A 23,413-nucleotide genomic window follows, 5' to 3' on the forward strand; every position below is an offset into this window, starting at 1 on the left:
ACCCCCAACACCAGCACCCCGCCCCGCCCTTCAGCAGATCGACTCCGCCCTGTTTCCACGGTAATTGGACCACGAACGGTACGGGTGTGCCATTGTCTTGTGACGAGTCACCATCGAACTCAGAACGACGTGGTGATGTCATCACTGTCGAAATCGCCTGCATCCGAACGCAGTTCCGCCAAGATCCGAACGAGCGCCATCAGCTTGTCACGCGCCAGTCCGGGGCGTGCGAACACCAGCGAGTTCAGGCGCTCGGTGGCCTCGACTGCCAACGTGCGTCCCTGCTCGGTGATTTCGACCAGCGTGGTGCGCCGATCACTCGGATGTGGGATGCGCCGAACGTATCCCACGGACTCGAGGCGGTCGACAGCGTTGGTCACGCTCGTGGGATGCACCTGTAGACGTGCACTCGCCTTCGCCATCGGCAGAGCCCCGTTCTTGGTGAAGGTCAACAAGGTCAGCAATTCGTAGCGCGAAAACGTCAGTCCCGTCGGCTTCAACGCTTCCTCGACACGGGCGAGCATGATCTGCTGCGCGCGCATTAACGACGTCACTGCGGCCATACCGTCGGCGGCGTCGGACCACCCGTGCTTGGTCCACTGGCGGTGTGCCTCTGCAATGGGGTCGAGGGGAAGCGGAGACGGTGCTGGCATACCGACCATCCTCCCACGGTGGCCGGTTCCGGCGTCTACCGAATCACGACGCGAGGTACTGCGAGGGATACGCGATCCGTGATCGCTGCGCGGGCCAGCGAGATCTGCTCTCGGGCGTCGGCTGTGCGGGCGGTATCGGTGTCGCCTGCGGCCAACGCGCGGTCCAGCAGGTCCAATTGGGTCAGAACGGCGTCGACGTTCTCGGAATGCTGTGCCGCACGACCGACTCGCTCGGCGAGACGTATGCCGGCCTGCACCACCATGGGGCTGCCGGTGCCGTAGATCCGTACGGCGTCGAGGGCATGGTCGATCAGTGACGGAACGCCGACGCGACGGGTGATCACCCGTACGGTGCCGTCGGAGCCGCACCGAGCGCGAGAGGGCTTGGGACGCTGGACGACCGCGACGAGTCCGACCGTGAGATCGTCGATGGCGTTGCGTGCCGTATAGGGGTCGTTGACGCCGGTCGACAGGGCGCGTACTGCCATCTCGGTCATCTGTTCGACGGCGAAGGCGATGTCGTGTCGGGGTGTTCGACTGGTGCCGATGTCGAACGACCCTCGAACTCGTTCGATCGCGTCCGCGGAGATGTCCGTCGATCGATCGGCCAGAATGTCGGCGAGCGGTTCGCCGGCAACGACATGGTCACCGGGTACCCGATGAATGTCGATCACGGTGTCGGTGTCGGTCGCGATGTTCAGTACGGCGCTCTCGTCGATGTCGATGATCACCCCGGACTCCTCGGCCAGAACCGTGGTGTAGACGGGCGGCTTGACGATGCCCTCCGCCGACGCCGCATCGGCGGGTTGCTCGGGCGGGTACAGCGCGTCCACGGACTCCGACAGTTCGTCTCGGACGCGGGCGGAGAGTGTCGCCACCTGGATCGACTGCGCGATGTGATGAATGAAGTAGACGAGCACCCCCACGTCGACCACCGCGAGTGCGACGGCAACGTTGACGGCGATGTCCGGCACGAACACAGATCCGTCGGATTCGATCGAGCGAATCGACCGCAGCACCATCAGTGAGTACAGGAACGTGGCGCCGAAGATGCCGAGCACCACCTGGTTGCCGCGATCGGCCATGAAGTTGCGCACCAGGCGGGGGCCGTACGAGGAACTGGCGGTGGCGAGGACCGAGATGGTGATGGAGAACGACGTCGCGGCCACACCGAGCATGGACCCGCCGATGGCGCCGAGGATGTCTCGGCTGCCACTGGCACCCACGTGATAGAGCAGCGAGCCCGTCAGATCCACCCGGGTATCGAGCAGATAGCGATCGAGACTCACCAGAGCCTGCGCGAGCACGAGTGCGACAACTCCGAGGACGGCAGGAATGAACCAGAACGATTCCCGCAGCTTCGCCATGTGTTCCTTCATGACGCACAGTCTTCCCCGGGGTATCCGAATCAACCCTCGAGGTTCGAATCACGATGATCGAAAGGGTGGATCTCGGACAGCGAACACGGCATCGTCATCGGCGATGCGGGTGTGGCCGAGTGGCTAGGCACCGGTCTGCAAAGCCGTTCACACGGGTTCGAATCCCGTCGCTCGCTCGAAGATCGGGACCGGCCGACAACGGCCGGTCCCGATCGATGTCGTGTCAGGCCAGTAGCGCGGGCTTTCGAGCCACGGTCACAGCCCAGTCCGCGTCGCCGCGCCAGGGCCGGAGATCCCACGTCGCGAATCGGTGCTCGAGGACGAAGCCGACCGCCGCCAGATCCTCGTCGAGCATGTCGACCGTGTACTCCCGATCGGTGGCGAATCCGGTGACGAACACCCCGCCGTCGGTCAGGTGGGACCAGATACGTTGTAGCGCTGCGCGTTCGGTACCGGGCTTCATGAAGACCAGTACGTTGCCCGCTGCCACGGCCGCGTCGAACGTCCGTCCCAGATCCAGTGTCGTCAGATCGGCGACATGGACGTCGAGTTCGGGGTGCGCTCGCGCGGCCTCGGCCAGAACCGGATCGAGATCCACTGCGGTCACACGGTGTCCGCGTCGTGCCAATTCCACACCGAGTCGGCCGGTCCCGCATCCGGCATCGAGAATGCTCGACGCGGGGGAGACCACCGCATCGACCATGCGGGCTTCACCGTGCAGATCCACGCCGCTTTCGGCCAGGCGGTCGAATCGCTCGATGTACCGCGCGGAATCGTCTGCGGAGTTCTCTGCTTGCCAGCGTGTGGTCACCCCGCCAGGGTAGGTCAGCTCAGTTCCTCGAGGGCAGACCGGGCTTCGGCCACGCGGATGCGGGCCGCCTCGAGTGCCTCCGCCGTAAACTCCGCCTGCACGACACCGGCCTCGTGTGCTTCTCGTGCGGCCTGCGCTCTGGCTCTGGCGGCCTCCAGCTCGGCCTCGATCTGCTCTACTTCCGTTGCAGCGCTTCGTACTTCGGATGCCGTCCGTTCGGTGTCGGACTGCGCTTCCGCGGATTCGACGGCCGCGGCGTCGAGGTCTGATTCGGCCGACTCGAGTTCAGCGAGCAGTCGGTTCCGTTCGGCTTCGTCGGTGTTCGGCCGGTCGTCCTCGACCTCCGGAGATGCCGGGTCCGACTCGGCGTCGTCGTCATCGTCGGGAGGGTCGGGAACGATCGAGAGCAGTGCAGGTCCGAATCCGCTGTACGTTTCGGCCACCACGGTTCTGCCCGCGCGGACACGGTCGCGTATTTCGGCATCGGCCATCGCCGCGTTCAGGGTGTTGGAGATCTCGCGGGCTGCGTTGTCGCCGACGGTCGCCCCAAGGTCGCGTCCGAGCGAGACTGCTCGGTCGGTGAGGGCGCGTATCGAAGTGCTTCGGGCAGTGGACAATTCACGTAGTCGGTGGCCGTCGCCGCGCTGCTGTGCTCGTTCGAGTTGCTCACCCAGATCGAACAGTTCCGCCAGGGCCGATTCGTCTCGCCGAGCGAGTGTGTTCACCAACCACGCCACGAGAGTGGGCTTGCGAAGGGCGCCGATGCGGGTGGCACCGGCTTTGTCGCCGGCCTTCTTGAACCGGGTGACGTATGCGGCGCGATGCGAGACGAAATCAGCGGGAGGGAGTGAATACAGGTCGTCGACGACGGTCTCGACTCGGGGGAGATTCTCGGACATCGAAGTCCACCGTCTCGTTCGAGCAGCCACCGTCCGACGGTGACGTGCGTGAAAGATGTGTGCCCCCGGCAGGATTCGAACCTGCGGCCTTTCGCTCCGGAGGCGAACGCTCTATCCCCTGAGCTACGGGGGCGCACCGGACGAACCGGTGTGCCTGTTGGGCTGTACGAAAGACTAGCGCATCCGCTGCCCGAGTCGAAATCACCCCTCGGGCAGCGGCTGCGCACCCTTCTCGGCGAGCATCTGCTTCATCAGCGTCGACTCGCTGGTCTGGGTGGCAACCATGGACTTCGCCAGATTGATCACCGCCGGTGACTGCGCGTGAATCTGCGCGTACTCCATCATCGCCAGGCCGCCCTCGTGGTGGCGCAGCATGAGCTGTAGGAACATCACGTCGACGTCCGAGCCGGTGGCCTGGCGAAGAGCGGCGAGTTCAGCGGAACTGGCCATGCCCGGCATGGCCCTCGTCGGATCCGAGGATCCGGGATCCATGGACATCCCGCCCATCGAGTGACCGTGAGAGTCGTCCTCGGTCATCCAGGTCATGTAGCCGTCGGTCGCGATCGGCGCTCGGTCCCACAGGGCCAACCAGCCCTGCATCTGTCCCACCTGGTTCTGCTGCGAGGTGAGCATGTCGAACGCCAAATTCTTGACGGCCTGATCGGAGGCGTTGGTCAACGCCACCGCGGCCATCTCGATGGCTTGGTTGTGGTGCACGGTCATGTCCTGAGAGAAACCGACATCGACCGAGTCCGCGGCGGGTGCACTGTCGTCGCCGCCCAACGGACTCTGCACCAGAAAGCCCAGGGCGAAGCCGATCGCCAGAACGGCGATCAGCGCCAGCGCCACCAGCGCTGTGCGCTGACTCGGCTTGGCCGCGGACGTGGTGACTCCCGCGTTCTCGGTCGGTGTCGGTTCGGTCATCAGTTGGTGGGCATCTGGAGATCGCTGGGCAGCTGCGCCCCGCCGGCTCCGCCGGTCTCGCTGGCGTCGGGAGTGATTCCGGCACCGTCCATCGGCACCGCATCGGCACCGGGCGCGGATGCATCGAACAGCGGCGGGTTGTCCGGGTCGAAGCCGTCGCTACCGTCGCCGGTGCTGGACGGGACCGATGCGCAGCTGGCACCGACCTCCGGGTAGGCGAAGCGGTTCAGTCGCAGTGCAGAGACGAACTGGCCGATGCGTTCGTCGTCCACGCTGTCCAACTTGAGCTGGTGGCCCCAGGACTGCAGCGAGACCGGGGAATCGAGGCCGGGGTACGGCGACATCATCATCTGCGTTTCACCGTCGACACGATCGGCCAGCGACTGGACCTGGTCCGCGTTCAGATCGTCGGGGTTGTAGGTGACCCAGACGGCGCCGTGCTCGAGGGAGTGCACCGCATTCTCGGTACGGATGGCCTCGGGATAGACGATTCCCGTGCAGGTGGCCCACACGGCATCGTGCGGTCCACCGAACGGCGGAGACTGGTCGTAGGCGACCCGCTGCGTGCGCCCGACGTGCAGAGCCGCGGGGTACTCCTGCACGGTCACGCCCTCGATGCCGGTCGACGGATCCTGGTTGGCCTCGCTGGGCGCGAACTTCTGCGCCTCGGCTCGGTCCTGGTATTTCGGATACAGATTGATCCCGAGGCCCGCAACGAGACCGACAACCACAACGACACCGGCAACCGTCAGCCAGGGAATCTGCCTGCCCGTGGCGGTGGGTACGCCGCCCTTCTTCTTACGAGCTGACTTCTTGTTGGCTGCATTGATGGCTTTGTCTGCCTTCGCAGCCGACTTGTTCTGACTGCCTTTGTCGGGACCCGTTGGCATCGCTGTAGTTGCTCTCTCAGTCGAGGAAAGGTGGTGGTCGGTCGCGCTGGTGATGCGTATCTGCTGGTGACGGCATCATTGGATGAGCGTCGACACAGAGCGCCCTCACTGTACGTTCTCTGCCTGAGAGCGTGTTCAGAGCCCGCGCGGACCGCGTCGGCCGAGGCTGCTCGCGGGCAGACGGGCAGTGGATGCGAGGACGCCGCGCACCAGCCAATAGGATAGCTACCTGTGACTCCCGCCGATCTTGCCGAACTGCTCCACGCGACCGCCGCGAAGGTGCTTGCCGACCGCGGCCTGGATACATCCGTACTCCCTGCGAAGCTGACCGTCGAGCGTCCCCGCAATCCCGAGCACGGCGACTACGCGACCAACGTGGCACTCCAGGTCGCGAAGAAGGCCGGAGCCAATCCCCGCGACTTCGCCGGCTGGCTCGCCGAGGCTCTCGCGGCCGACGCCGCCATCGCCGACGCCGATGTCGCAGGCCCCGGATTCCTGAACATCAGGCTGGCCGCCGCAGCGCAAGGCGAGATCGTTGCCCGTGTGCTCGCAGCAGGCGCGGCCTTCGGCAACGGTTCGTCGATGGCAGGCAAGAAGGTCAATCTCGAGTTCGTCTCGGCCAACCCGACCGGCCCGGTGCACCTCGGCGGTACCCGGTGGGCAGCCGTCGGCGATGCGCTCGGTCGGATCCTGACCGCCCACGGTGCCGAGGTCACTCGCGAGTACTACTTCAACGATCACGGCGCACAGATCGCCCGCTTCAGTCGGTCCCTGATCGCCGCGGCCAAGGGCGAACCCGCTCCGGAGAACGGCTACGCAGGCGAGTACATCGCCGAGATCGCGGAGCAGGTGCTGGCGAAGGAGCCCGAAGCGCTCGCGCTGGCCCCCGAGGCACAGGAAGAGACGTTCCGATCGATCGGCACCCAGCTGATGTTCGACCGGATCAAGGCCAATCTGCACGAGTTCGGCGTCGACTTCGACGTCTACTTCCACGAGAACTCGCTCTTCGAGTCCGGATCCGTGGAGAAGTCGGTCGAGTACCTCAAGAGCTCGGGGAGCCTTTACGAGGAGGACGGTGCCTGGTGGCTGCGGTCCACCGAGTACGGCGACGACAAGGATCGTGTCGTCATCAAGAGCGACGGCAACGCCGCCTACATCGCCGGCGACATCGCCTACTTCCAGAACAAGCGGCAGCGCGGCTTCGATCTGTGCATCTACATGCTCGGAGCAGACCACCACGGCTACATCGGACGGCTCAAGGCGGCCGCAGCTGCATTCGGAGACGACCCCGCGACCGTCGAGGTGCTGATCGGCCAGATGGTCAACCTGGTGCGCGACGGCGTGGCCGTGAAGATGAGCAAGCGCGCCGGAACCGTCATCACGCTCGACGACCTGGTCGACGCCATCGGCATCGACGCTTCTCGCTATGTCATGGTTCGGTCGTCCGTCGACTCCAGCATCGACATCGACCTCGCCCTGTGGGCGAGCGCCAGCAACGAGAACCCGGTGTACTACGTCCAGTACGCCCACGCCCGCCTGGCCTCGCTCGCGCGCAATGCCGCCGAACTGGGAATCAGCGCGGAGCAGCCGGATCTGAGCCTGCTCACCCACGAGCAGGAAGGCGAGCTGATCAGGACGATCGGCGAGTACCCACGAGTGGTGGCCAGTGCCGCCGAACTACGCGAACCACACCGGATCGCCCGCTATCTCGAAGAGCTGGCGGGGGCCTACCACCGTTTCTACGGTGCGTGTCGAGTACTTCCACAAGGAGACGAGGAGCCCGGACCTGTGAACACCGCACGACTGGCGTTGGGGAACGCGACCCGGCAGGTCCTGGCCAACGGCCTCGAACTGCTCGGGGTCAGCGCACCGGAGCGCATGTGAGCGCACATCCGGCAGGACCCAAGCATGCCGATGCCCCCTCGAAAGAGTCGATGTCCCATCGCCCGGCCGACGCGTCGGAGATGACGACGCTGCCCGAGCAGGTGTGGCCCCGCAACGCCGAGCGCGGGGAGGACGGAACCGTCCGTCTCGCCGGAGTGTCGGTCACCGATCTCGCGGAGCAGTACGGCACACCGCTGTTCGTCATCGACGAGGACGACTTCCGTTCGCGCTGCCGTGAGATGGCCGCCGCATTCGGGGCACCCGAGCGAGTTCACTACGCCTCCAAGGCTTTCCTCTGCGGAGAGATCGCACGCTGGGTGGCCGACGAAGGGCTCTCACTCGACATCTGCTCCGGAGGCGAGCTGGCCATCGCGTTGGCTGCCGGATTCCCAGCCGACCGAATTGCCATGCACGGCAACAACAAATCGGTCGCCGAGCTCGAGGCGGGCGTGCGCGCAGGCGTCGAGCATGTGGTACTCGATTCCAACATCGAGATCGACCGTCTCGACGGCGTTGCCGGTGCGGCCGGTGTGGTGCAAGACGTTCTGATTCGCATCACAGTCGGTGTCGAGGCGCATACGCACGAGTTCATCGCCACCGCGCACGAGGATCAGAAGTTCGGCTTCTCGCTCGCCGACGGCTCGGCGCTCGAAGCTGTTCGTCGCGTGTTCGCCGCCGACAACCTTCGACTCGTCGGACTGCACAGTCATATCGGTTCGCAGATATTCGAGGTGGACGGCTTCGAGTTGGCAGCGCACAAGGTCATCGGGCTGCTGCGAGACATCGTCTCGGAGTTCGGCGTCGACAAGACGGCGCAGATCTCGACACTCGATCTCGGTGGCGGCATGGGTATTTCGTACGTGCCGAGTGATGATCCGCCGCCGGTGGAGCAGCTCGCGGCGAAGCTGACCGCCATCGTGGAGACGGAGTCCGCTGCAGTGGGTCTACCGGTCCCGACGATCGCCGTCGAGCCGGGCCGCGCCATCGCCGGACCGGGCACCGTCACGCTCTACGAGGTCGGCACGATCAAGGATGTCACCGTCGACAAGTCGACGCGCAGGCGCTACATCAGCGTCGACGGCGGCATGAGCGACAACATCCGAACCTCGCTGTACCAGGCCGAATACGACTGTCGGCTGGTCTCGCGCTCGAGCGATGCCGAGGCCGTCGTGGCTCGGGTGGTCGGAAAGCACTGCGAGAGCGGCGACATCGTCATCAAGAACACATGGATGCCGGCAGACGTCGGGCCGGGTGACCTGCTCGCGGTGGCGGCCACCGGGGCGTACTGCTACTCCATGTCCAGTCGCTACAACCTGCTGACGCGGCCCGCTGTGGTTGCGGTCAAGGATGGGCGATCGCGCCTGATCCTGCGGCGGGAAACCATCGAAGATCTGCTCAGCTTGGAGGTTCAGCCATGACATCGAAGCCGATAGGCGTCGCCGTACTCGGACTCGGAAACGTCGGCAGCGAGGTCGTTCGAATCCTCACCGAGAACGCCGAGGACTTCGAAGCGAGAATCGGTGCGCCACTGGAGATTCGGGGCATCGCTGTGCGTCGGGTCGACTGCGATCGTGGAGTTCCGGCCGAGCTGCTCACCGACGATCCGGCCGAGCTCGTCGGCCGCGACGACGTCGACATCGTCGTCGAGGTTCTCGGCGGCATCGACATTCCCCGCAAGCTGGTGCTCTCTGCCCTGGAGAAGGGTAAGTCCGTCATCACGGCGAACAAGGCCCTGCTGGCCGAGTACACCGGAGAACTGGCCGACGCGGCCGAGAAGTCGCGTGCCGACCTGTATTTCGAGGCCGCCGTGGCCGGAGCAATTCCTGTGGTTCGCCCGCTGATGCAGTCCCTCGCGGGTGACCGCGTGAACAAGGTCGCCGGCATCGTCAACGGCACCACCAACTTCATCCTCTCTGCCATGGACGAGACCGGCGCGGACTACGCCGAAACCCTCGCCGAGGCGGGGCGTCTGGGTTACGCCGAGGCCGACCCGACCGCCGACGTCGAAGGCTACGACGCTGCATCGAAGGCCGCCATCCTGGCGTCCATCGCGTTCCACACGCGAGTCACTGCCGGTGACGTCTACCGCGAGGGCATCAGCAAGATCACCTCGGACGATCTCGAGACCGCGAAATCCCTCGACTGCACCATCAAGCTGCTGGCCATCTGCGAGCGGATCGTCACGCCCAAGGGTAAGGAGCGAATCTCCGCTCGGGTCTACCCCGCGCTCGTTCCGCTGAACCACCCGTTGGCATCGGTGAACGGTGCGTTCAACGCCGTGGTCGTCGAAGCAGAGGCTGCCGGACGCCTGATGTTCTACGGCCAGGGTGCAGGCGGTGCGCCGACCGCGTCCGCAGTACTCGGCGATCTGGTGATGGCCGCTCGCAACAAGTTCTACGGCGGACGAGGCCCACTCGAATCCAAGTACGCCAAGCTCAAGGTGGCCCCCATGGGTGACATCCTCACTCGCTACTACGTCAGCATGCAGGTGGCGGACAAGCCCGGCGTTCTCGCCACCGTTGCGGCCGAATTCTCCAAGCGCGACGTCAGCATCTCCACGGTGCGTCAGCAGGGCTCGGGTGACGGAGCCAGGCTCGTCGTCGTCACCCACCTCGCGGCCGACTCCGCACTGTCCGACACCGTTGCATCCCTCGAGCAGCTCGACGTCGTCGTTCACGTCGCCAGCGTTCTCCGATTGGAAGGCACCACCGTATGAGCGTCCACACCCCCTGGCCCGGTCTGATCGAGGCATACCGTTCGCGTCTGGCGATCGGCCCGGACTGGAAGACCGTCACGCTTCGCGAGGGCGGCACTCCGCTGTTGCCGGCCGGGCACCTGTCCGAACTGACCGGGTGCACAGTGCATCTGAAGGTCGAAGGCCTCAACCCCACCGGCTCCTTCAAGGACCGCGGGATGACCATGGCCGTCACCGACGCGCTCGCCCGAGGTCAGGAGGCCGTTCTCTGCGCCTCGACCGGCAACACCTCGGCCTCCGCAGCCGCCTATGCGGCCAAGGCCGGAATGAGCTGTGCCGTACTGGTTCCGCAGGGCAAGATCGCCATGGGCAAGCTCGCTCAGGCAGTCATGCACGGAGCGAAGATCATTCAGGTGCAGGGCAACTTCGACGATTGCCTCGAGCTGGCCCGCAAGACCACGGCCGAGTTCCCGACCATCGGTCTGGTCAACTCCGTCAATCCTGTTCGCATCGAAGGCCAGAAGACTGCGGCCTTCGAGATCTGTGACGCCCTCGGCGACGCACCGGACATCCATGCACTGCCGGTGGGCAACGCAGGCAACATCACCGCGTACTGGCGCGGTTACTCGGAGTACTTCCGTGACGGTCTCACCACGCGCAAGCCACGGATGCTCGGAGTCCAGGCCGCAGGCGCCGCACCTCTGGTTCACGGTGCGCCGGTGAAGGACCCGGAGACGATCGCCACTGCGATCCGGATCGGCTCGCCCGCATCCTGGAACGGTGCCGTCAACGCCAAGGAAGAATCGAACGGAGCCTTCCGCGCAGCGACCGACGAGGAGATCCTCGAGGCGTACCGATTGATCGCGAAGACCGAGGGCGTGTTCGTCGAGCCCGCTTCCGCGGCCAGTGTCGCCGGGCTCCTCGCAGCACGAAAGGAAGGCTGGCTCGAACCCGGCCTGACCGTCGTGTGCACGGTCACCGGAAACGGCCTCAAGGATCCCGACACAGCACTGTCGGGAATGCCTGTGGTGGAACCCATTTCGGTCGATCCCGTCGCTGTCGCGGCTGCGCTCGAGCTGGCCTGAGTTGACGGAATCTCCGGCCATGACGACGACACTCCCCATCGGGCTCACGGTCACCGCGCGCGTCCCGGCGTCCAGTGCCAACATCGGACCCGGATTCGACAGTCTCGGAATCGCTTTGGGGCTGTACGACGAGATCGAGGTCACGACCACCGCGTCGGGACTTCGGATTCACGTCGACGGTGAGGGTTCGGCGGACGTGCCGTGGGGCCCGACGCATCTGGTGGTGCGCGCCATCGAGCGGGGACTCGAAGCGGCCGGAGTGTGGGCCGACGGCCTGGATGTCCACTGCCGCAACGTGATTCCCCATTCGAGGGGGCTCGGTTCCTCGGCGTCGGCTGTGGTCGGGGGCCTCGCTGCCGCCAACGCGCTCGCCGCGAAAGTGGATCGGTCGCTCGCGCTGTCGGAGAGCCAGCTCGTCCAGCTGTCGTCGGAGTTCGAGGGTCATCCCGACAACGCGTCGGCGAGTTGCCTCGGCGGTGCGGTCGTGTCGTGGAGCGAACCGCCCAATGCCAGTGTGACGGCGCGGAAGTACGCAGCGGTACGGCTCGAGGTGCATCCGAGCATCAAGGTCGTCGTGCTCGTACCGTCCGAACGCTCGTCGACGTCGCACACCCGGGGACTGTTGCCCGAGTTGGTGCCCCATCGTGACGCGGCCTTCAACGTCAGCCGAAGCGCGCTCGCGGTGGTGGCACTGACCGAGCGTCCGGATCTGTTGATGTCCGCGACGGAGGACCTGCTGCATCAAGGTCAGCGCGCTCAGGCGTTACCCGACACCACTCGCTGGATCGCCACCTTGCGCGCGCGGTCCATCGCGGCGGTTGTGTCCGGCGCGGGACCGACGGTCATGGCGCTGTGCACCGAGGAGTTTCCGGCCGATCTGCGTGACGCCGCATCGGCCGAGGGGTGGCGGGTCCTCGACCTCGACGTGGCCGACGGAGTCACCGTCGCGTGACAAACGCGTCAGTAGGGTTCTTGCCGAGTGGGGACAACGGCGCTATGGTGAACCCTGTCCGTACATCGTGCGCTTCAGACGCCGGTTTCGTCAGGGCAATCAGGTCGCTGTATTCGGGGGATTCAAACGTCCGAGTGATGTGACGCTCCTGACTCGATCCTCCCCGTGGTTCTCTGCGGTCTCGGATCGATGGTGTCGTCGACGGAGTGCGTCGAACATGAACGGCAATATCCGAGCTCGGCAGAACGCCGAACTGCGGAACGAACCCTCGGCTGCGCATCGAGCGAGCGAGGGAAGGAAAGGACCTCCGTGACCGATACGGAACTTATCTCTGCGCCCGAAACGTCACGCCGACGTGCCGGCCTGTCCGGAATGGTTCTCACCGAGCTGCGCAGCCTCGCTGGTGAACTCGGCATCAAGAGCGTTTCCGGTATGCGCAAGGGCGATCTGATCGCTGCGATCTCCGAGCGGCAATCGGGCAGCGCACCGGCCAAGTCGGACGCACCGAAGTCGGACGCACCGAAGTCCGACGCACCCAGGTCGCGTCGCGCCGCTGCATCCGCGCCCGCCGTCGAAGATCGGCCTGCAGCCGAGGCGGCACCGAAGCAGTCGGCTCCCGAAGCGCCGTCCTCGGACGCCCCCGCGGCGCAGTCGGGCGATTCTGCCGATGCGGCTCCCGAGACGGGTCGCCGGACACGCGGCCGTCGTGCCGCAGGTCGTCGCGCCGGTGCTCCCGATCAACTCCCACTCGACGACAGCAACGATTCGGCCGGATCCGCTCCCGCGGCGGCCGATTCGCCCGCAGCCGCGCCGCAGACGGAGAAGCCGGACGAGACCGGCGACAACGCCGCCACCGAGCGCCCGCGCCGTAGCCGCGGCGAACGCAACCGCCAGGACGGGTCGGAACGCGAACCGCGTGACGCCGACGGCACCCGCGACAACGCGAGCCGCGACTCCGGAAACCGCAATCAGGGCGACCGGGACGGCTCCAACCGCGAGAACGGCAACCGTGACAACGGAAACCGCAATCAGGGCGACCGGGACAACTCCAACCGGGACAGCGGCGGTCGCAATCAGGGCGGTCGCAATCGCAACCAGGGCGACGGTCGCAACGACAACCGCAACGAGGATCGCAACAACGGTCCGCGTGACAACCGCGACAACAACCAGGACGACGACGGTGAAGGCCGCGGACGCCGGGGACGTCGGTTCCGCGAACGTCGTCGCGGACGTGACCGTGGCGAAGGCAACGAGGGTGGCGGTGGCCGCGAGCGCGACACCGAGATTCGCGAAGACGATGTTCTGCAGCCGGTAGCCGGCATCCTCGACGTCCTCGACAACTACGCGTTCGTCCGCACCTCCGGCTACCTCGCCGGACCCAACGACGTCTACGTCTCGATGAACCTCGTCCGCAAGAACGGCCTTCGACGCGGCGACGCGGTGACCGGCGCGGTTCGAGTGGCACGCGAAGGTGAGCAGTCGAGCCAGCGGCAGAAGTTCAACCCGCTCGTGCGTCTGGACACCGTCAACGGGGGAGAGGTCGAGGCCGCGCGCAAGCGTCCGGAATTCGGCAAGCTCACCCCGCTGTACCCCAATCAGCGACTGCGCCTCGAGACGCAGCAGAACATCCTGACCACGCGCATCATCGACCTGGTGATGCCGATCGGCAAGGGTCAGCGCGCGCTCATCGTCAGCCCGCCGAAGGCTGGTAAGACAAGCGTTCTGCAGGCCATCGCCAACGCGATCGCCATCAACAATCCCGAGTGCTACCTGATGGTCATCCTCGTCGACGAGCGTCCCGAGGAAGTGACGGACATGCAGCGCTCCGTCAAGGGCGAGGTCATCGCGTCGACGTTCGACCGGCCGCCGGGCGACCACACCGCGGTGGCCGAGTTGGCGATCGAGCGGGCGAAGCGTCTGGTCGAAGCCGGCCAGGACGTGGTGGTTCTGCTCGACTCGATCACCCGTCTGGGACGCGCGTACAACAACAGCTCGCCCGCATCGGGCCGAATCCTGTCCGGTGGTGTCGACTCGACGGCTCTGTACCCGCCGAAACGATTCCTCGGCGCGGCTCGAAACATCGAGCACGGTGGATCGTTGACGATCATCGCCACGGCCATGGTCGAAACCGGATCCACCGGCGATACCGTGATCTTCGAGGAGTTCAAGGGCACCGGTAACGCCGAGCTCAAGCTCGATCGCAAGATTGCCGAACGCCGCGTGTTCCCGGCAGTGGACATCAACCCGTCGAGCACCCGTCACGACGAGTTGCTCCTCGCTCCCGACGAGGCTGCCGTTGTGCACAAGCTGCGGCGCGTGTTGTCCGGACTGGACTCGCATCAGGCCATCGACCTGCTGGTCGACCGCCTGAAGAAGAGCAAGAACAACCTCGAGTTCCTGATGGAAGTCTCCAAGACTGCGCCGGGCGGGACGAACGACTGACAGTTGTTCTCCGGATCTTTCGTCCGGGGAACAAGCCGACAGGTGCGCGCGTTGTAAGCATCTGTCGGCACAGAAGTACCGGCGATTAGCAGGTCAGATGCACGCTCTGGCATAATCAACGGCCGAGTCCGGTTCCGGTTCACGTCTTCGATCGGCGAAGACGACCCGGCGACCACTAGAGAGAACGGTAAGGACACCATGAAGGCAGGAATTCACCCCGACTACACACTGACGACAGTCGTCTGTGGTTGCGGCAATACTTTCGAGACCCGAAGCACCACCGACAAAGAGCGCATCAGCGTCGAGGTCTGCTCGCAGTGCCACCCCTTCTACACCGGCAAGCAGAAGATTCTCGACACCGGCGGCCGCGTCGCTCGCTTCGAGGCTCGCTACGGCAAGCGCGCCGGTAAGAAGGCCGACGCAGACAGCTAGCTGTTTCGCCGACGCCCGTCCTGTGTATCACAGGACGGGCGTCGGCTTTTTTGTGTCCACATCCAGTTGCACCGGCGTTCGAGAGTGAGTCATCAACATGGCGAGAACAGACAAGCCTTCGGCCATCGACGACATCCTCGCCGAACACTCCGGGCTCGAGCAGCAACTCGCCGATCCAGCTCTGCACAACGATCCCTCGGCTGCCCGCAGAGCAGGCAAGAGATTCGCCGAACTGGCCCCCATCATGTCCGCGCACACCAAGCTGACTTCCGCGCAGGACGACCTCGAAGCCGCGCGTGAGTTGGCGGCCGACGATTCGTCGTTCGCGTCCGAGATTCCCGACCTCGAGGCGACGGTGGTGCAGCTCGAGCAGACTCTGACCGACTTGCTGGCTCCCCGTGACCCGCACGACGGCGACGACATCGTGATGGAGGTCAAGTCGGGTGAGGGCGGCGAGGAATCGGCGCTCTTCGCGGCCGATCTCGCACGGATGTACGTGCGCTACGCGGAACGCCGTGGATGGCGTGTCGAGGTTCTCGACGCCAACGTCTCGGACCTCGGCGGATACAAGGACGCGACGCTGTCGATCAAGACCAAGGATCCTCTCGACGGCGTGTGGGCGCGGTTGAAGTTCGAGGGCGGCGTCCACCGCGTGCAGCGGGTGCCGGTCACCGAATCGCAGGGACGCGTGCACACCTCTGCGGCCGGAATCCTGGTGTATCCCGAACCGGACGAGGTCGAAGAGGTTCAGATCGACGAGACCGATCTGCGCATCGACGTGTATCGCTCATCCGGCAAGGGCGGCCAGGGCGTCAACACCACCGACTCCGCAGTCCGGCTCACGCACCTTCCCACGGGCATCGTGGTCACCTGCCAGAACGAGCGCTCGCAGCTGCAGAACAAGGCGCGTGCGATGCAGGTTCTCGCCGCTCGCCTGCAGGCGGCCGCAGAGGAAGCGGCCAACGAAGAGGCCTCGGCCGGACGAGCCAGCCAGGTGCGTACCGTCGACCGCTCGGAGCGGATCAGAACCTACAACTTCCCCGAGAACCGCATCACGGACCACCGCATCGGGTTCAAGGCGCACAACCTCGACGCCCTGCTCGACGGCGAAATGGATGCGTTGCTCGACGCGCTGGCCAAGGCGGACCGCGACGCGCGCATGCAAGCAGAGTAGCTGCGGCACAGAGCTTTACAGATTTCGCCGGGCTTATTCACCGATCGGTGCGATACCCTGGCGGCCAGGTTCGACCCCGTAACAGCGCCCGAGAGGCACACCAGACATGAACCAGGCCCTGACTCCCGCAGGCGAGAACGCCGTGTCCGAGCTGTCGTCGCGCTACGGCGTCTCGACCGATGCCGTCCGCACGATGCTCGATGCCGTCAACAACGGCCGCGGCACCATGGCTCAGTTCAACATCCCTGAGCTCGGCGGCAGTGGGCAGTGGATGCGCGGCGGAATGACCATGGTGGGCAACATGTTCGATCACGGACTCAAGAGCCGGGTCGACGGCCTCTGTCGAGACCTGTCTGCAGTGCTGGCGCAGCATCAGGTGTACCCGCCCAGAGAAACCGGTGGCAGCTCGTTCGGTGGCAACTCGTACGGCGGCGGCTCGTGGTGGCCGTCGGAACTCGGTGCGCCGAGCTCGAGCGGTGGTCAGAACGGGTCGCAGTACGCGGTGTTCCCGGGATCTCGACGCCTCGCCGTGTCGGCAGGCGGTGAACTGGCCGTCTACGACACTCTCGATCACTCCATCGGCGGAGTCCAGCAACAGCAGGGCGGTGGACCGGGCTCGCTCGAGTTCACCAGCCAGTACGGCACGTTCACCGCAGGCAGCCTGCCTCGCGTCGACCAACCGTCGAGCGGAACGAACTCGCAGAACCGGTCGACGCCGCAATCCGCTCCGCAGACCTACGCGCAACCGTCCTCGTCTCAGCAGTCTCCGCAGTCCTCGAACCAGTCGCCTCGGAGCAACCCGTCAGGCGTGGACATCTCCGACATCACGGCGGCGATCGAGGCTCTCGCAGGTCTGCACGCGAAGGGCTTCCTCACCGACGACGAGTTCTACGCCAAGAAGTCGGAGTTGCTGGGACGCGTGTGACCGGGTTGTCGGTGGCTCGTGGCAGTCTGTACGGGTGAGCCGCAAGCCGTTACGTCTGGCCATCCTCGAAGCAACGTCGATGCTCGATGCTGCCGGTGTGCCGAGCCCGCGGGTCGATGCGGAACTGCTCGCTGCACACCTCGTCGGCGTGGACCGCGGCCGTCTCGGTCTGGTTCCTCTCGTCGAACCCGAGGTTGTCGAGGCGTACTTCCGAACCGTCGAGCAGCGCGCGAAACGCATTCCGCTGCAATACATCACGGGAACGACCTCGCTGGGCAACATCGACGTCGAAGTGGGGCCGGGCGTGTTCGTGCCCCGGCCGGAAACCGAATTGTTGTTGGCCTGGGCTCTGGCGTTCCTCGAGAACGTCGACCACCACCCGCCGGTGATTCTCGATCTGTGCACGGGCTCGGGCGCATTGGCACTGGCGATCGCCAACGCTCGGCCGGACGCCGTCGTCCATGCCGTCGAGCTCGACCCGTCGGCATTGGCGTGGGCTCGGCGCAATGCGGACTTGCGCAGCGGCCACGGCGATACCCCGATCACACTGCACCACGGCGATGTCACGGCTCGAGATCTGTTGACCGAACTCGACGGTGCAGTCGACATGATCGTCGCCAACCCGCCCTACATTCCGGAGGGGGCAGACCTCGATCCCGAGGTGATCGATCACGATCCGCACATGGCGCTGTTCGGCGGTTCGGACGGCCTGTCGGTCATCGAACCGATGATCGGCAACATCGCCCGTTGGCTTCGGATCGGCGGCGGCGTCGCCATCGAACACGACGACTCCAATGGCAGCGAGGTGGCGGCATTGCTGTCTCGGCGACGCGTGTTCACCGAGGTCACCGCGCATCCGGATCTGGCGGGTAGGCCCCGGTTCGTCGTTGCAGCACGGGCACAGCCGGTCCAGGCCTGACGACGGGAACGGCAGGCGGGCGACACCTGACATCACTTCGTTATCGAAGGTGGAAGGATAGGTGCCGTGAGTACCGTCTACGACTGCCGTGAAGCCGACGCGCGCGCTGCCGGATTGACCGCTGCCCGCGGTGCCCTCAAGTCCGGCCGACTCGTCGTCATGCCGACCGACACCCTGTACGGGATCGCCGCCGATGCATTCGACGGCAGCGCTGTCACGGATCTGCTGCGGGCCAAGGGCAGGGGACGCGATATGCCGGTTCCCGTGCTCGTCGGTTCGTGGAACACCATCGACGGCCTGGTCCAGAGTGTCCGGCCACGCACCCGAGACCTGATACGCGCCTTCTGGCCCGGTGCACTGAGCATCGTCGTGCAGCAGGCTCCATCCCTGGCCTGGGATCTGGGCGATGCTCAGGGCACCGTGATGTTGCGGATGCCGCTGCACCCGGTTGCGCTCGAGCTGTTGCGCGAGGTCGGCCCGCTCGCGGTGTCCAGTGCCAACATCTCCGGCAGTCCACCCGCCACCACCGTCACGGAGGCTCGGGATCAACTCGGCGGCTCGGCCGCGGTCTACCTGGACGGGGGACCGGCCGATCACGCGGTGGCGTCGACCATCGTCGATCTGACGAGCGATCGAGCACGAATTCTGCGGGTCGGTGCCATTCCCACCGAGAAGATTGCCGAGGTTCTCGGTGTCACCGCCGAAAGCCTGGTCCCGGGAGCGTCCTGACATGCCCGTCCGTGCCGCATGAGTGTCGAGTTGCTGGCCCAGTCGAATCTGGGGGCAGGTGTTCCCATTCGGGAGCTACTGCTGGTCTTTCTCACTGCCGCTGTCGTCACGTTCTTTGCTACCGGGGGAGTCCGAGTGGCGGCGATCAAGTTCGGTGCTGTTGCCGTTCCCCGCGATCGTGACGTCCACGTGCAGGCCACCCCGAGGCTCGGGGGAGTGGGCATCTACGTGGGCATGCTCGCCGCCCTGCTGTTCGCGTCGCAGCTGCCTGCCCTCGCTCGGGGTTTCGACGTCGCCTACAACCGCGACATTCCGGCCGCGCTGGTTGCCGGCTTCGTGATCGTGCTGGTCGGTGTCATCGACGACCGGTGGGGTCTGGATGCGCTGACCAAGTTCGTCGGCCAGGTGACGGCGGCCGGAGTCCTCGTCATCATGGGCGTTAGCTGGGTCGTGCTCTACCAGCCGTGGGGAGGCGAGCCCGGTCAACCGGGTAGCACCCTGGTGCTCGACCAACTGCAAGCCGGACTGGTGACCGTGCTGATCACCGTCGTGATCGTCAATGCGATGAACTTCGTCGACGGACTGGACGGGCTGGCGGCCGGCCTCGGGCTCATTTCCTCGGTGGCGATCTGCATCTTCTCGGTGGGGTTGCTGCAGGAGCAGGGGGGAGACGTCGGCGTCTACCCACCGGCGCTGATCGCAGCGGCGCTGGCGGGCGCGTGCCTGGGGTTTCTGCCACACAACTTTCAACCCGCTCGCATCTTCATGGGCGATTCGGGATCGATGCTCATCGGTCTGACGCTCGCTACGATCTCGACCAGTGCGTCCGGGCGGATCCCGTTGACGGCGTACGGCCCGCGCGATCTGCTGGGTCTACTGTCGCCGCTTCTGCTGGTCGGGGCTGTGATGCTCATCCCGATTCTGGACCTGCTGCTGGCTGTCATTCGCCGCACCCGGGCCGGACGGAGTCCCTTCAGCCCCGACAAGATGCACCTGCACCATCGGCTGCTGCAGATCGGCCATTCGCATCGGCGAGTGGTGTTGGTGATCTACCTGTGGGTCGGTGTCCTCGCCTTCGGGGCAGTCGGGTCGTCTCTGTTGGACCGCCGAATAGTGGTGCTCCTGGTCGCAGCGGGTCTGGTGTTCGCATTGGTCGTGACAGCTGTACCCACCTTGAGGGTGGACCGATCACTGGGCTCGGAACCGCGAAGCGCTCGACGGGGCGGCTGATCCCGTCCGCTGGTCCCGGCCGCGTCCTGGGTACCCTCGACAACTGTGACCTTCACTCCTCAGTCCATGCCCGACCAATTCGCGCCGCTTCGCGCCGCAGTTCGATACGGACTCATCGGACTGGTGGTACTGACGGTGGTGTGCGTCGGAATCTCCGTCGCCGCGGCCGGCACGCCCGGCTTGTGGGGATCGCTCATCGGCGTGGCCATCGGCGGCGGCTTTGTCATCACGACGGCCCTGTCGGTTGCGCTCACCACCCGTTTTCCTGCTTCGGCCGTCGGAGCGCTGCTGCTCGGCGGTTGGCTGGTGAAGATGATCATCGCGCTGATCGTGCTGGTCGCACTCAAGGACGCCGACTTCTACAACCGCTACTCGTTGGGGCTGACCATCCTGGGAGCTCTCGTCGTCGTGCTCGGCGCCGAGGTCTTCGGGGTCGTCAAGACGAAGGTCGCCTACGTGGACAGCGTTCCCGGCGAGGCCAAGACCGACGATCTGTAGTACGACAAGCTGTCGTAATCGGTTAAGCTGAGGGCCGCCTACACAACGTCGTAGTTCTGTTGATAAAGTTTGCATCAAGCGGTGGGCAAGACTGGGACGAAAGAGACTTTTTCCCTGGACTGGACCCCCGCAGGTAGCAGTCAGCGTGAGCTTCCTTACAGTAGGCCCGGAGTCATCGACTTCGGCAACGTAAGGTTCCGCCCTGAGAGTTGCCGAGTCGACGTGAGTCGCCGACACCCGACAGACGCTTGGCCGATGAAGACCGGGCCTCAGCCTCTGACGATTGCGAGCCGATTTTCGTCGACTTGATAGATCGTCATTGTCCGATCGAACCGCAGTCGCTACCGGCTGCGGCCCGAACACGGGAGAGACCGCTGAGCGTCACCACCCTGGCTGCGGAATACAGTCCGCCGTCACTATCCGATTTCTTTCCTCCCGCGGTGCTGTTCGAGGGGACCCCGTTCGAGCTCGACAGGCTGATGCTCATCCGCATCCTGATGTCGGCGATTCTGATCATCTTCATGGTGGTTGCCCTCCGCAGCCCGAAGATCGTTCCGCGTGGTCTTCAGAACGTCGGAGAGATCGCTCTCGATTTCGTTCGGATCCACGTCGCAGAAGATGTGCTCGGTAAAGAACAGGGTCGTCGGTTCCTGCCCGTCATCATGACCATCTTCTTCACTGTGTTCGCGGTGAACGCGAGCGCCGTCATTCCGTTTCTGAACATCTCGTCGAATGCCCGCATCGGTCTACCGATCGTGCTCGCCGCGGTTGCGTACGTCGCGTTCATCTACGCAGGTGTCAAGAAGTTCGGCGTCGGGAAGTTCGTCAAGGGCACCATCGTCATCCCCGGCATTCCGCCTGCGATGCACGTGCTGCTGATCCCGCTGGAGTTCGTCTCGAACTTCGTACTGCGTCCGTTCACACTGACGGTGCGTCTGCTCGCCAACATGCTGGCCGGCCACATCATGCTCGTGCTGTTCTTCAGCGCGACCCAGTTCTTCCTCTTCGAGGCGTCGGCCGGGCTGAAGATCTTCGCAGCGCCCTCGCTCATCATGGGCTTCTTGTTCACGATGTTCGAGATGCTGGTGATCTTCCTCCAGGCCTACATTTTCGCGCTGCTCACGGCGATCTACATCGATCTGTCGCTGCACGCCGACTCGCACTGACCGACCAACTGACCGAACCAGCTACACCGCCACCTCCGACACCCGGATGTGGACCGAAGAAAGGGAACGGAAAACCCAATGAGCCTTGAAGTTCTGGCCCAGGCGCAGGAAATCACCGCTAGCGGATACGGTGCCATCGGCTACGGCCTCGCAGCTATCGGCGGCGGCATCGGCCTCGGCCTGGTCGTCGCCAAGAACATGGAAGCAACCGCTCGTCAGCCCGAGCTGGCCGGTCAGCTCCGTACCACCATGTTCCTCGGCATCGCATTCACCGAGTCCCTCGCCCTGATCGGCCTCGTCGCCGGCTTCATTCTCTGAGAGCGCGATGACAAACGCGATTACGTTGCTGGCGGCGGAGGGGGAGGAATACAACCCTCTTCTGCCCGCAACCTACGACATCGTTTGGTCGATCGTCTGTGTCGCGGCAATCGGCTTCCTCTTCTGGAAGTACGTGGTGCCGCGCTTCACCAAGGTTCTCGCTGAGCGTTCCGAGCTCATCGAAGGCGGAATCAAGAAGGCCGAAGAGGCACAGGCAGAAGCCAAGGCTGCACTCGAGCAGTACCACGCTCAGCTGGCCGACGCCCGTTCCGAGGCCGCGCAGATCCGTGAGGAAGCGCGCACCCAGGGACAGGCGATTCTCGCCGAGATGAAGGAAAAGGCGCAGGAAGAAAGCGACCGGATCGTGGCCGCAGGTCACAATCAGCTCGTTGCTCAGCGTCAGCAGATCGTCACCGAGCTTCGGGGAGATCTGGGACGCACGGCCGTCGAACTCGCTGAGAAGGTCATCGGAGAGCAGTTGTCCGACGACGCGAAGCGTTCCAGTTCGATCGATCGCTTCCTCAACGAGTTGGATTCCGTCACCGCGGACTCCGCATCCGGAAAGTGAGTCGAACCATGTACGCAACTTCTCGTGAGGCACTCGCCCGCACGCGGTCGGTTGCCCACGAAGCTCTGGGGTCCGCGTCGGCAGGCGAGGCAACAGCCGTCGCTGCTCAGACCGGTGCCGAGTTGTTCGCCGTCGTCGAGACTCTCGACGCGCAGCGCACGTTGCGTACCGCTCTCGCCGATTCGTCGGTCGAGGGCGTTCGGCGAAGCGATCTGGCCGGAGAGGTCTTCTCCGGCCAGGTGTCGAGTGCAACGGCGACGATCGTCAAGGCCGCTGCCGGAGAAAGCTGGTCCACCGCTCGCGACCTGCTGAACTCGCTGGTCGAGCTGGGACGTGAAGCTCTGCTTCGCGCCGCGGCCGATCAGGATCAGCTGGACACGGTCGAGGACGAACTGTTCCGACTGGGGCGGATCGTGGCGGCCAACCCGCAGCTCGAGCAGGCCCTGTCGGATCGCTCGAAGCCTTCGCAGGCCAAGCGTGAACTGCTCGGTCGCCTGCTCTACGGCAAGGTCACCGCGGTCACCGAGGCGCTCGCAGTTCAGGCTGTGACGCGTCCACGGAAGGCGGCTCCCGCCGACGTACTGAACGGACTGGCCGACCTGGCCGCCGAACAGCGCGACCGCGCGGTTGCACACGTCCGCAGCGCAGCCCCACTGAGCGACAGTCAGCTCGAGAAGCTGACGGCAACCTTGACCCGCACGTACGGCAAGCAGGTCACGGTGCATGTAGAGGTCGATACCGAACTGCTCAGCGGACTTGTCGTTCGTATCGGCGACGAGGTCATCGACGGTAGCGGGGCAGGCCGCCTCGCTGCATTGCGAAAGACGCTCAAATAGTCCG

23 protein-coding genes and 2 tRNA genes are annotated in these 23,413 nt (G+C 65.1%); 18 read left to right on the forward strand and 7 right to left on the reverse strand.

Annotated features, from left to right (window positions below; genetic code table 11):
* Nucleotides 1-119: 119 nt before the first annotated feature.
* Together CH295_RS17225 and CH295_RS17230 are read right to left on the reverse strand one after the other, a co-directional pair.
* Complete coding sequence (locus CH295_RS17225; RefSeq protein ID WP_037193707.1) at nt 120-653, reverse strand: MarR family winged helix-turn-helix transcriptional regulator; 534 nt, start codon at nt 651-653, stop codon at nt 120-122.
* Nucleotides 654-688: 35 nt separating this feature from the next.
* Entirely contained in the window at nt 689-2,032 is a 1,344-nt protein-coding gene (locus CH295_RS17230; protein ID WP_094741405.1) for a DUF2254 domain-containing protein, read from the reverse strand.
* Between the two features lie 105 nt (nt 2,033-2,137).
* On the opposite strand from CH295_RS17230, the gene CH295_RS17235 reads away from it, so the two are divergent.
* A tRNA-Cys gene (locus CH295_RS17235) sits at nt 2,138-2,208 on the forward strand.
* Between the two features lie 47 nt (nt 2,209-2,255).
* Here the strand turns inward: CH295_RS17235 and CH295_RS17240 are convergent.
* From CH295_RS17240 to CH295_RS17260, 5 genes are all read right to left on the reverse strand, one after another.
* Entirely contained in the window at nt 2,256-2,843 is a 588-nt protein-coding gene (locus CH295_RS17240; RefSeq protein WP_094741406.1) for a class I SAM-dependent DNA methyltransferase, read from the reverse strand.
* A gap of 14 nt (nt 2,844-2,857) precedes the next feature.
* A complete protein-coding gene (locus CH295_RS17245; protein ID WP_094741407.1) occupies nt 2,858-3,742 on the reverse strand; it encodes a hypothetical protein in 885 nt (294 codons plus the stop codon).
* A 60-nt stretch (nt 3,743-3,802) separates the two neighbouring features.
* Nucleotides 3,803-3,875, reverse strand: a tRNA-Arg gene (locus tag CH295_RS17250).
* 68 nt (nt 3,876-3,943) lie between these two features.
* Complete coding sequence (locus tag CH295_RS17255) at nt 3,944-4,666, reverse strand: DUF305 domain-containing protein (RefSeq protein WP_037193397.1); 723 nt, start codon at nt 4,664-4,666, stop codon at nt 3,944-3,946.
* Nucleotides 4,666-5,556 (reverse strand): thioredoxin-like domain-containing protein, encoded by an 891-nt coding sequence (locus CH295_RS17260; protein WP_094741408.1) that lies wholly within the window; start codon nt 5,554-5,556, stop codon nt 4,666-4,668. Before CH295_RS17260 ends, CH295_RS17255 begins: the two co-directional genes overlap by 1 nt.
* Before the next feature lie 231 nt (nt 5,557-5,787).
* Here CH295_RS17260 and argS point away from each other — a divergent pair, with 231 nt between their 5' ends.
* The 17 genes from argS to CH295_RS17350 all read left to right on the forward strand — a co-directional run bounded on the left by argS (nt 5,788) and on the right by CH295_RS17350 (nt 23,409).
* On the forward strand, nt 5,788-7,440 hold the full coding sequence (gene argS, locus CH295_RS17265; protein WP_094741409.1) for an arginine--tRNA ligase: 1,653 nt from the start codon (nt 5,788-5,790) through the stop codon (nt 7,438-7,440).
* On the forward strand, nt 7,437-8,858 hold the full coding sequence (gene lysA / locus CH295_RS17270) for a diaminopimelate decarboxylase (protein ID WP_094741410.1): 1,422 nt from the start codon (nt 7,437-7,439) through the stop codon (nt 8,856-8,858). The genes argS and lysA overlap by 4 nt, the downstream gene beginning before the upstream one ends.
* The gene (locus CH295_RS17275) at nt 8,855-10,156 is read left to right on the forward strand and encodes a homoserine dehydrogenase (RefSeq protein WP_094741411.1); all 1,302 of its coding nucleotides are present in this window, start codon (nt 8,855-8,857) and stop codon (nt 10,154-10,156) included. The genes lysA and CH295_RS17275 overlap by 4 nt, the downstream gene beginning before the upstream one ends.
* Nucleotides 10,153-11,220, forward strand: coding sequence for a threonine synthase (gene thrC / locus CH295_RS17280; protein ID WP_027497914.1), 1,068 nt, complete (start codon nt 10,153-10,155; stop codon nt 11,218-11,220). The genes CH295_RS17275 and thrC overlap by 4 nt, the downstream gene beginning before the upstream one ends.
* 19 nt (nt 11,221-11,239) lie before the next feature.
* Nucleotides 11,240-12,172 (forward strand): homoserine kinase, encoded by a 933-nt coding sequence (gene thrB, locus CH295_RS17285; RefSeq protein ID WP_094632791.1) that lies wholly within the window; start codon nt 11,240-11,242, stop codon nt 12,170-12,172.
* Between the two features lie 309 nt (nt 12,173-12,481).
* Nucleotides 12,482-14,614, forward strand: coding sequence for a transcription termination factor Rho (rho, locus tag CH295_RS17290; RefSeq protein ID WP_082323765.1), 2,133 nt, complete (start codon nt 12,482-12,484; stop codon nt 14,612-14,614).
* Nucleotides 14,615-14,812: 198 nt separating this feature from the next.
* On the forward strand, nt 14,813-15,046 hold the full coding sequence (gene rpmE / locus CH295_RS17295) for a 50S ribosomal protein L31 (RefSeq protein WP_008715081.1): 234 nt from the start codon (nt 14,813-14,815) through the stop codon (nt 15,044-15,046).
* A 97-nt stretch (nt 15,047-15,143) separates the two neighbouring features.
* The gene (gene prfA / locus CH295_RS17300; protein WP_037193389.1) at nt 15,144-16,220 is read left to right on the forward strand and encodes a peptide chain release factor 1; all 1,077 of its coding nucleotides are present in this window, start codon (nt 15,144-15,146) and stop codon (nt 16,218-16,220) included.
* Nucleotides 16,221-16,326: 106 nt separating this feature from the next.
* On the forward strand, nt 16,327-17,145 hold the full coding sequence (locus CH295_RS17305; protein WP_094741412.1) for an SHOCT domain-containing protein: 819 nt from the start codon (nt 16,327-16,329) through the stop codon (nt 17,143-17,145).
* Nucleotides 17,146-17,179: 34 nt separating this feature from the next.
* A complete protein-coding gene (gene prmC / locus CH295_RS17310) occupies nt 17,180-18,064 on the forward strand; it encodes a peptide chain release factor N(5)-glutamine methyltransferase (protein WP_037193387.1) in 885 nt (294 codons plus the stop codon).
* A gap of 66 nt (nt 18,065-18,130) precedes the next feature.
* Nucleotides 18,131-18,793 carry an L-threonylcarbamoyladenylate synthase gene (locus CH295_RS17315; protein ID WP_037193386.1) on the forward strand — a complete coding sequence of 221 codons (663 nt, stop codon included), beginning with the start codon at nt 18,131-18,133 and terminating at the stop codon, nt 18,791-18,793.
* Between the two features lie 18 nt (nt 18,794-18,811).
* Complete coding sequence (locus CH295_RS17320; protein ID WP_094741413.1) at nt 18,812-20,023, forward strand: glycosyltransferase family 4 protein; 1,212 nt, start codon at nt 18,812-18,814, stop codon at nt 20,021-20,023.
* Between the two features lie 66 nt (nt 20,024-20,089).
* Entirely contained in the window at nt 20,090-20,521 is a 432-nt protein-coding gene (locus CH295_RS17325) for a Cg1360 family ATP-synthase-associated protein (RefSeq protein WP_170945952.1), read from the forward strand.
* 389 nt (nt 20,522-20,910) lie between these two features.
* A complete protein-coding gene (gene atpB, locus CH295_RS17335) occupies nt 20,911-21,687 on the forward strand; it encodes a F0F1 ATP synthase subunit A (RefSeq protein WP_094632788.1) in 777 nt (258 codons plus the stop codon).
* 78 nt (nt 21,688-21,765) lie between these two features.
* On the forward strand, nt 21,766-22,005 hold the full coding sequence (locus CH295_RS17340; RefSeq protein WP_008715092.1) for an ATP synthase F0 subunit C: 240 nt from the start codon (nt 21,766-21,768) through the stop codon (nt 22,003-22,005).
* A 7-nt stretch (nt 22,006-22,012) separates the two neighbouring features.
* Nucleotides 22,013-22,573, forward strand: a complete 561-nt coding sequence (locus CH295_RS17345) for a F0F1 ATP synthase subunit B (RefSeq protein WP_032393521.1) — start codon at nt 22,013-22,015, stop codon at nt 22,571-22,573.
* A gap of 8 nt (nt 22,574-22,581) precedes the next feature.
* Entirely contained in the window at nt 22,582-23,409 is an 828-nt protein-coding gene (locus tag CH295_RS17350; RefSeq protein ID WP_094614644.1) for a F0F1 ATP synthase subunit delta, read from the forward strand.
* The last annotated feature ends 4 nt before the right edge of the window (nt 23,410-23,413 follow it).

The organism is Rhodococcus sp. 14-2483-1-2, from assembly GCF_002259405.1.
Classification (GTDB): Bacteria; Actinomycetota; Actinomycetes; order Mycobacteriales; family Mycobacteriaceae; genus Rhodococcoides.

Coding starts and splice junctions, on each gene's coding strand:
- CH295_RS17320 (WP_094741413.1), top strand. CDS start 18,812: ATGAGTGTCGAGTTGCTGGCCCAGTCGAATCTGGGGGCAGGTGTTCCC.
- rpmE (WP_008715081.1), top strand. CDS start 14,813: ATGAAGGCAGGAATTCACCCCGACTACACACTGACGACAGTCGTCTGT.
- CH295_RS17325 (WP_170945952.1), top strand. CDS start 20,090: ATGCCCGACCAATTCGCGCCGCTTCGCGCCGCAGTTCGATACGGACTC.
- thrB (WP_094632791.1), top strand. CDS start 11,240: ATGACGACGACACTCCCCATCGGGCTCACGGTCACCGCGCGCGTCCCG.
- CH295_RS17255 (WP_037193397.1), bottom strand. CDS start 4,666: ATGACCGAACCGACACCGACCGAGAACGCGGGAGTCACCACGTCCGCG.
- CH295_RS17245 (WP_094741407.1), bottom strand. CDS start 3,742: ATGTCCGAGAATCTCCCCCGAGTCGAGACCGTCGTCGACGACCTGTAT.
- prfA (WP_037193389.1), top strand. CDS start 15,144: ATGGCGAGAACAGACAAGCCTTCGGCCATCGACGACATCCTCGCCGAA.
- CH295_RS17260 (WP_094741408.1), bottom strand. CDS start 5,556: ATGCCAACGGGTCCCGACAAAGGCAGTCAGAACAAGTCGGCTGCGAAG.
- CH295_RS17275 (WP_094741411.1), top strand. CDS start 8,855: ATGACATCGAAGCCGATAGGCGTCGCCGTACTCGGACTCGGAAACGTC.
- CH295_RS17345 (WP_032393521.1), top strand. CDS start 22,013: ATGACAAACGCGATTACGTTGCTGGCGGCGGAGGGGGAGGAATACAAC.
- CH295_RS17350 (WP_094614644.1), top strand. CDS start 22,582: ATGTACGCAACTTCTCGTGAGGCACTCGCCCGCACGCGGTCGGTTGCC.
- CH295_RS17305 (WP_094741412.1), top strand. CDS start 16,327: ATGAACCAGGCCCTGACTCCCGCAGGCGAGAACGCCGTGTCCGAGCTG.
- CH295_RS17230 (WP_094741405.1), bottom strand. CDS start 2,032: ATGAAGGAACACATGGCGAAGCTGCGGGAATCGTTCTGGTTCATTCCT.
- CH295_RS17225 (WP_037193707.1), bottom strand. CDS start 653: ATGCCAGCACCGTCTCCGCTTCCCCTCGACCCCATTGCAGAGGCACAC.
- thrC (WP_027497914.1), top strand. CDS start 10,153: ATGAGCGTCCACACCCCCTGGCCCGGTCTGATCGAGGCATACCGTTCG.
- CH295_RS17340 (WP_008715092.1), top strand. CDS start 21,766: ATGAGCCTTGAAGTTCTGGCCCAGGCGCAGGAAATCACCGCTAGCGGA.